The following is an 8430-nucleotide window of genomic DNA, read 5'->3' as shown; positions in this document are numbered from 1 at the left end:
CGGCGATGGGCTATTCGCTGCCACCGGCAACGACGCCGCCGATTTCTGGCGCCAGGCGTCGCTGCTGCACGAGCAGATCGACGACCAGCGGATGGACGCCGAACCAGCGTTCGCCGTTGAACTCCTGCACGGCACGCGCGCGCAACAGCGCATAGAGCACCGGATCGGGAATTTTCGCCTCGGCATCGCCGCGATACACGCTGCACAGCCGGTTCGCCTTGCTCTCGTAGGCGATCGGCCGGCGCTGGCCGTCGCCGGCGATTTCCTGATCGTACGGGCTTTCGCCGAGCTGGCGTTCATAGTCGGTGCGCAGTTGGCGGATGGCGCCGCTCGCGTCGTCCGCTTCGATCTGCGCGGCGCCGCGCAGCAGCGCGCCGTCGGCGGCGTTGGCGGCCATCGCGAACAGATTGCGCAGATTGCCGCCGGAAGCGACGACCAGGCGCTCGGCCTGGCCGGCGGCGAACAACTCCGGCGCCAGGCGCGCGCCGAGGACGGCGCGCACCGCGACGCGCCTGGCGGCGTGCGGCCGGTGCTGCTGATCGAAGACCATCGTATCGGGCAGCACGAACTGGCGGTCGCGCGGCACCGGCAGCGCGTTCGCCTGCGACGAGTAGCCGAGCGCGATCGGAATCGTGAACACGATGTGCGCGTCGACTTCGCGGATGACGTTGCCGTAGGTGACGAAGAGCGCCTGCGTCCTTTCCGGCGAAATGCCGGCCTTGTCGAAATCCTCGAAGAGGAACAGCCACTCGTGGCCGCTCGCCCGGCGCAACAGCGAGTTGCATTGCGCGAGCAGGCGATTGACGCTCTGCACCAGATCGTCGATACGGCTCAGGCGGTAGCGCACGCGCTTCTCCTCGCGCACGCTGGCGTATTTCATCTCGCCCCTGACCTGCGCGAAGAAGCCGAGCGCGCGCGCCCACCACTCGCCGGCCGCCGGGCCGGCGCCGGCCGCCGCCTGCGCGCCGATTTCTCGGCGTTGCGTGCTCACCTCCTCGCCGCGCGCGTACCAGTCGACAACATCCTCGAGAAACGCCGGCCCCGGCGGCTCGCCAGCGCCGCCTTCGCCGACCGGCTGCGCCGTACGCCTGGCGACTTCGCTGGCCATCAGCAGCAGGAGGTCGAAGGGCTGGAAGCTGATCGGGTCGAGATGCTCGCCGGCGCTCAGGCGCACGACGCGAAACTGTCCCGCCACGCGCGCCGCCAGCCGCGCAAGCTCGGTCGATTTGCCGACGCCGGCGTGCCCCATCAGCAGCGCCTTGTACGGGGCGCCGGCATGCGCCCGGCGCAGACCGAGCGCCAGGCGGTCGACGACGCGCCCGCCACGCAAATCGTCGATCTGCGCGCAATAGAAGGCCGCCAGCTCAGCGGCGGCGAGCAAAGGCCGCGGGGAAAGCGTCTGGTAGGCGTCGTCGAGCGTCGTCGCGGGGCTGAGCATACAAGTCTCCATGGGTCGCGTGCGCCGGCGCGAAACGGGCCGGCCAGACGCAGGATAGCGCGTTTATCCCCGCCGCTGCACGCCCGCGGCGCACGGCCGGGCAGCGCGCGGCGCGCGCCGAACCCGGCCGATCGCGCCGCGCGGCCGGGTGATCGAGATCAGGACTCCGGCGATCGAGTTCCGAGCTCGGATGATGGAGTTCCGAGCTCGGATGATCGAGCTCCGAGCTCGGGCGATCGAGTTCCGAGCTCGGGCAATCGAGTTCCGAGCTCGGAGGATCGAGTGCAATGCTCGACAAGATCGAGCTCGGAACTCGGCAGGTCGAGCGCAACGCTCGGCAGATGGAGTTCCGAGCTCGGCAGATGGAGTTCCGAGCTCGGCAGATGGAGTTCCGAGCTCGGCTGGTGGAGTTCCGAGCTCGGCGAGCCGAGCGCCAGGCTCGGCCAACCGGGGAGTGCTGTCGGCGCATCGCGGGAAAGCGTCGGCGAATCGCGCCTCGGGCTTGGCGCCTCGCGCGCCGGCGCCGGCGGCTTGCGCCGACTGCCCGGCGGCTCGGCTGGCCGGCTCAGGCGGCCGGCGTTTCGCCGCCACTGCGGCGGCGGGAGAAGCGCGTACCGACGGCGGCGCGCAGGGCGTCGAGACCGGCGCCTTTGCCGAACACCTTGGCCAGCGCATAGCCTTCGAGCGCCGCCGCCATCACGTCGCTGCCCAGCGCCATCTCGGTATCGTCGGCGCGGGTCGCCAGTTGGCGCAGACGCGCGAAGCGCGGGCGCAGCAGATCGAGCTGCTCGAGATCGTTCTCCGCCTCGCGCACGTCGAGTTCCGCCGGAATGATCTGCCGATTCTGCGCCAGCACGATCAGCGTCTGCCGACAAAACGCTTCCGACTTCTCGCCCATCTTGGTCAAGGCGCGCCGCTCATCGACCGAAAGCTCGACGAGTACGGCGAGCTTCTCCTCCAGCGTGCGCAGCGCCGCGTCCACTGCGACCAGGTCTTCCTCCGTCAGGTGCAACGAAACCAGGTTTTGCCCCATTCTGCTTCTCCTCGGCTTGTTGAAAAAAATCAGACGACTGCAAGCAGTATGCCGCGCCGAGACAAGGGGCGTCAAGCGCTTGCGCAAGACCCGCACCCCGCAGCCCCGCCGGCCGCCACGCCGGCCCGCCGCAAACGCCCGGCCAAGCCCCGCGCCGCGCGAAACGCGCCGCCGGCGAAGCTAGCCGGCCAGCCCGTCGTCCAGCGTCGCAGCGATCTCGTCGTCGCTGCGGCCGAGCGCGTGGAGCAGCGCAATGGCGTTGTGGCGGACGATTTGCGTGTGCGGATGCTCGTCGCCCAGGCTGACGAAAAGGATGCGCAGCGCGCGGCGCAGCAGCGGCTCGGCTTCCGACTGGCGGTTCGTCGCCTGCAGCAGTCGCGCCAGGTTGTTGAGGTCGATGGCGACGCTCGGATGCTCGCGACCCAGGCTCGTCTCGTCGATCGCCAGCGCGCGGCGCAGCAGCGGCTCGGCTTCGGACAGGCGGTTCGTCGCCTGCAGCAGTTGCGCCAGGTTGTTGAGGCGGATAGCGACGTTTGGATGCTCGCGACCCAGGCTTGCCTCGTCGATCGCCAGCGCGCGGCGCAGCAGCGGCTCGCCTTCGGACAGGCAGTTCGTCGCCTTCAGCAGTTGCGCCAGGTTGTTGAGGCACGTGGCAACGTTCGGATGCTCGCTGCCCAGACTGGCCTCAACTATCGCCAGCGCGCGGCGCAGCAGCGGCTCGGCTTCGGCCAAGCGGTTCGTCGCCTTCAGCAGTTGCGCCAGGTTGTTGAGGTCGATGGCGACGCCCGGATGCTCGCTGCCCAGGCTCGCCTCATCTATCGCCAGCGCGCGGCGCATCAGCGGCTCGGCTTCGGGCACGCGGTTCGTCTCCTGCAGCAGTTGCGCCAGGTTGTTGAGATCGATGGCGACGTTCGGATGCTCGCTGCCCAGGCTCGCCTCGTCTATCGCCAGCGCGCGGCGCATCAGCGGCTCGGCTTCGGACACGCGGTTCGTCGCCTGCAGCAGTTGCGCCAGGTTGTTGAGGTACGTGGCAAGGTTCGGATGCTCGCTGCCGAGGCTGGCCTCGCCTATCGCCAACGCGCGGCGCAGCAGCAGTTCGGCTTCACCGTAGCGCGCTTTCGCGTGCAGCAACAGGGCCGTATCGTTGAACAGGCGCGCCGTCGGCGCGGCGATCGCTGCGGCGTCGGCGTAAGCCGCGACCGCCTGCGCGTGCGGCGCCAGCGGATCGAGGCGCGGCCAGTCGCGGACATCTTGCATAACGCCGACGAAGGCGTCATTCACCCACGCCAGCGCCGCGCGCAGCGCCGGCGGGATTTTGTCGTCCGCGGCGCGCTGCGCTTCATCGTACTGCTGGTCACGGCTGACCGTCTGCACCAGACGATGCAGGCTGAAGCTCTCGCGGTCGTCGGCGCCGTCGTCCTCGCGGAGGACGAGCGAGTAGCCTTCGAGTTCGGTGAGCGCAGCGCGCCGTGCGCGCGCCAACGCGGCAGCGGCTTCGTCGTCCGCTGCCGCTGCCGCCAGCGTGTCGAGCAGGCTTTCCGGAATCGCTTCCGGCGCCAGCCACGCGAGCCACGATAGCAGCGCGCGGGCGCCGTCGCTCAGGCGGTCGAACGAGGTCTGCCAGGTTTGCGCGACGCTCTTCGGGTAGTGCATCAGCCGCGCGTCGTACCAGGCGAGCGCGGCGCGCCGCTGCGCGTCGTCCTGGCGCCAGTCGGCGAGGTAGGCGGCAAGCGACTGCCGGTTGGTCGCGATGTACGCGCCGGCCTGTTCGAGCGCCAGCGCGAGCTGGCCGAGTTCGTGCGCCAGCGCGCCGGCGCTCGCCGCGTCGTCCGGCCGCTTGCGCCGGCGATCTGCGGTGCGCTGGAGCAGGAAATCGCGCGCCGCCTCCGGCGTCAGCGTCGGCAGTTCGCGCACGCTCAGTTCGGCGCTCCAGTGCGCCAGCCGGCTGGTGAGCAGAACGTGCCCGCCGGCGAGCTGCGGCAGCAGCGCTGCGGCCGCCTGCGCGGCTTCCGGCGTGTCGAGTTCGTCGACGATCAACAGCCAGCCGGGGTGGTCGTTCAGCCAGCGGAGAACCGCCGCGTGCTGCACCGCGTGCTCGCTCGCCTGGCTTTCCGGCAGCTTGAGGACGTCGGGCGCGGCGAGCGCCGCGATGTGCGCCGCCAACACGCCCGGATCGCTGCCGCTGACGAAGAAGATCGCCGTGTACTCGCTCTCCCGCTGCCAGGCGTATTCGATCGCCAGGCGCGTCTTGCCGACGCCGCCGACGCCGTGGATGACGCGCGCGACGACCGGCGCCGCGCGCGTCGGCGGCGCGCCGAACGCTTTTGCGAGCGCGCGGAGTTGGCCGGCGCGCCCGGTGAACAGCTTGCCGAGGCTGCTCCAGGGCAGCCGCCGAGGAGGCGACCGCCGGGCGGCAGCGTCGAGCAGGCGGCCGATCGTCGAGCTGCGCACGCGCAGCGCGAGCGCCTTCGCATCGGCGAAGCGCACTTGCGGGTAGTAGCCGGCGGTTTGCAGGCGCTTGAGGTGCGCCTGCTGCGCGGCGCGCTGTGCGCCATCGGCATCGGCGGCGGCATCGGTCGCGCGCGGCGCGCCGCCCTCCGGCACGCAGATCAGCAGTTCCTTGCCGTGGTAAAGCGCCAGCCAGGCTTCCCACTGCGTGTAGGAGAGCGTCGGCGCGCCGGCACCGAGGCACGGCGCCAGCGCCGGCAGCTTGTCGGCGAGGTCGGGATAGTCTTGGCACAGGTCGGCGAGCGCCTGCGCGTGCGCGGCGGCGCCGGTGCGCTCGCCGACCAGATGAATGACCGCGTCGCAGTGACGAATGTAGTCGTCGAGCTTGCGCAGCGTCGTGCTGCCGGCGGCGATGAAGTCTTCCTGAATTTTGATGTCGACCGACGGCCCGGCGAGTTCGTGGCGCAGGAACTCGCGATCCTGGGCAAACTCCGCGCTGACGGCGGAAACGAAGAGGCTGACGCGGCTGCTTTGGCGGGGTTGGCGGGCGGGGCTGGCGGGGCTGGCGGGCGACACGGCATTCTCCTGAGCGCGGCGAGGTTCGGCACTGGCCCGGCGCTCTCCAGCCGCCGGGCGCCTGCCGTCGGAGGGGGATTGTCGCTGTCGTCGCTCGGCGCGTCAAACGCCGGCGCGGGCCAGGGATTCGGCGCGCGGCGCGCGCCTCAGACCTCCCCCGCCGCCGTCGGATCGGCCGGTTCGCGCTCGCTGACGGCGAGCAGCGTGCCGTAGTGCAGGCTGAGCTGCCACGCGCCGGGGTGGGTGAGCGGGCGGTATTCGGCAAAACGCGGCGCCGGGCCCGCTTCCTGGCGGTAGCGCCGGTAGGGGTCCCAGGTCGTGCGGTTTTCGATCGACCAGCGCAGCGTCAGGCGCGCATCGGCGTGCCGGTTCCAGACGATGCGCAGGTTTTCGCCACTCGCCTGCGTCTGGTGCAGGCCGGCGCCGGTCAGCGTTTCGAGCATGGCGCGCAGTTGTCCGTCGCTGAGCGCGGTGCGGTACGCGCCGAGAATGTTGAAGTCGGCGACGATTTCGTCGAGGCGAACGGCGAGTGCGCGCTTCGCTTCGCTCGCGCAGCGAAAAGCAGCGATCAGCCGGGCGAGGCGCGCGTACAGGTCTTCGTTGCGGCGCACTTCCGGCAGCGGGCTGAGGACGACGCTGCACCGCGCCTGCGGCGCGAACGGCGGCAGGATGAGGTGCAGCGCGCCGCTGTCCGCGTCGTACTGCGTTTCGAACGGGCAGGCCTGGCCGTCGATTTCGGCGACGATCTGCCTCGGCGCGACGCGCGCGTGCAGGACGAGCGTCCACGCGCGCGCCGGCGGGACGACGCTGCAGTCGCCGAAGGTCGGGCCGATGAGCAGATGGAGCGCGCTGGCGCTCGAGCGTTGCTGGATCGGCGTCAGGGCGCTGGCGCCGGCCAGGTAGGCGTTGCTTTCGCCGTCGTCTTCGTAGAGTTCGAAACGGTTGTCGGCACCCGGGAAGATATGGACGACGAGGCGCGGCGGCGCGCCGGGCGGCGTTGGCCGAGCCGTCGGCGGCGCGGCGTCGGGCTTGCGGTCGTCGTCGTCGTCGCCGTCGGTGTCGGTGTCGACGTCGGCGCTGAAGGCGCTGCCCGCGTCGGCGAGCGGGACGATCGCGCCGGCGCGCGCGAAGACCGGGATTTCGGCGAGTTCTCCGTAGAGGCTGTGCCAGGCGTCGCCCGGGTAGTATTCGCCGGTGAAGAAGTCGTACCAGTCGCCCGGCGGCAGCCAGACGACCTGCCGGCTGAGCTGTGTGTCGGCGGCGCGCGGTGCGCAGTGCGGGGCGACCAGCAGTTCGCTGCCGAAGAGGTACTGCGCCGGGCAGGCGTAGGCCGGCGCGGCGTCCGGATAGGCGTGGTAGAGCGGGGTGACGAGCGCGCAGCCGGCGGCGTGGTCGCGCCAGGCCATGCTGTAGAGGTAGGGGATGAGCGCGTGGCGCAGTTGCAGGGCGGCGCGCGCGTGGCGCAGCGTTTCGCTGTCGCGGCCCCAGGGCCGGCGTTCGAGGTAGGGGTTCTGCGTGCTGTGCAGGCGCAGGATGGGGCTGAAGACGCCGAACTGGACCCAGCGCAGGTAGAGCTCGGCGTCGTCGATTCCTTCCATATGGCCGCCGATGTCGTGGCTCCACCAGCCGGCGGCGACATTCGCCGCGGTCGCCGTGAAGTAGGGCTGGAAGGCGAGCGAGCGCCAGGAGATGACGGTGTCGCCGGAGAAGCCGATCGGGTAGCGCTGGCCGCCCAGGCCACCCCAGCGCGAGAAGGTGAAGGGACGGCGCCAGCCGTCGCGCGCCAGGTCGTGAAAGTGCAGATGGTTGAGCCACCAGAGCGGGTCGATCGCGCAGCGCGGCGTGCGCCGGCCCTGCTGCCAGTCGATCCACCAGAAATCGACGCCGGCGGCTTCGTGCGGGTGATGCAGCAGCGCGAAGTAGGCTTGCGCGAAGACGCGGTCGCTGAGCGCGAAGGCGATCGGCGCGCCGCTCGCCGGGTCCTGGCCGAGCGCGCGCGCGAAGTCGGCGTAGGCCGCTTCGTGCGGCCAGACGCCGTCGGCCGGGTGCAGGTTGAGCGCGATCTTCAGGCCGAGCGCGTGCAGTTCGGCGAGCAGTTGCCGCGGGTCGGGGAAGAGTTCGCGGTTCCAGGTGTAGCCGGTCCAGCCGCGCGAGGCGTTGCCGGTGTGCGTGATGTGCCAGTCCATGTCGATGACGCAGACGGCGAGCGGTATTCGATGCGCCGCGAAGTCGCGCATCAGGGCGAGCAGTTCGTCCTGCCGGTACGCCCAGTAGCGGCTCCACCAGTTGCCGAGCGCCCAGCGCGGGAGCAGCGGCACCTGACCGCTGAGCGTGCGGAAGTCGCGCAGGCACGCGGCGTAGTCCTGGCCGTAGGCGAAGAAGTAGAGGTCGAGAGCCGGCGCGCCGGGGCGGCGCGGGGCGATCCAGCCGCCGTCGAGGAGCGGACTCGCCGAGTCGTCGACGAGGCTCCAGCCGGCGCGCGAGAGCAGGCCGGGCTCGAGCGGGACCGGGCCGTCGGCCTTGTCGAGCGTGCGCAGCGTGCCGCCCAGGTTGGCGTCGTCGGCGTCGCCGTAGCGCCAGGTGCAGCCGTTGGCGAGGGTGATCGACAAGCCGGCGGCGGTGAAGCCGTGGCGCTCGTCGTAGTCGATGCGCAGATGCTCGCCGACGATTTCGAGCCGCGTCCCGACGCGCTGGCTGGTGAAGGCCGGGACGGCCAGGCGGCGGTGTACGAAGCTGCGGCTGGCGCGGTCTTCAAAGCCGCCGGCCGGCGCGTATTCGAGGCGGACGAGGCGCGCCGTGAGCAGCGTGAAGCGCGCCGCGCCGTGCGTGACGATGGCCGCCGGATCGGCCTGCGGGTCGCCGGGCAAGTGGGTCGGGTAGATCGAGTTCGTGGTGTGCGGCATGGCAGAGCGCGTGGGCGGTGTCGAGGGTGGGG

Annotated in this window: 4 protein-coding genes; all 4 read right to left on the bottom strand. The window is 71.1% G+C overall.

The genetic code is table 11. From position 1 onward, the window contains the following. Nucleotides 1–10: 10 nt before the first annotated feature. Complete coding sequence (locus tag Q1L59_RS15270; RefSeq protein WP_300333788.1) at nt 11–1438, bottom strand: hypothetical protein; 1428 nt, start codon at nt 1436–1438, stop codon at nt 11–13. 565 nt (nt 1439–2003) lie between these two features. Further along, complete coding sequence (locus Q1L59_RS15265; protein ID WP_300333786.1) at nt 2004–2471, bottom strand: hypothetical protein; 468 nt, start codon at nt 2469–2471, stop codon at nt 2004–2006. Nucleotides 2472–2651: 180 nt separating this feature from the next. Then, entirely contained in the window at nt 2652–5495 is a 2844-nt protein-coding gene (locus Q1L59_RS15260; RefSeq protein ID WP_300333784.1) for a tetratricopeptide repeat protein, read from the bottom strand. Between the two features lie 146 nt (nt 5496–5641). Beyond that, complete coding sequence (locus Q1L59_RS15255; RefSeq protein WP_300333782.1) at nt 5642–8398, bottom strand: TIM-barrel domain-containing protein; 2757 nt, start codon at nt 8396–8398, stop codon at nt 5642–5644. Nucleotides 8399–8430: the final 32 nt, after the last annotated feature.

This window comes from Accumulibacter sp. (assembly GCF_029255125.1).
Taxonomy (GTDB): domain Bacteria; phylum Pseudomonadota; class Gammaproteobacteria; order Burkholderiales; family Rhodocyclaceae; genus Accumulibacter.
This window is presented reverse-complemented; position numbering and strand designations above follow the sequence as displayed.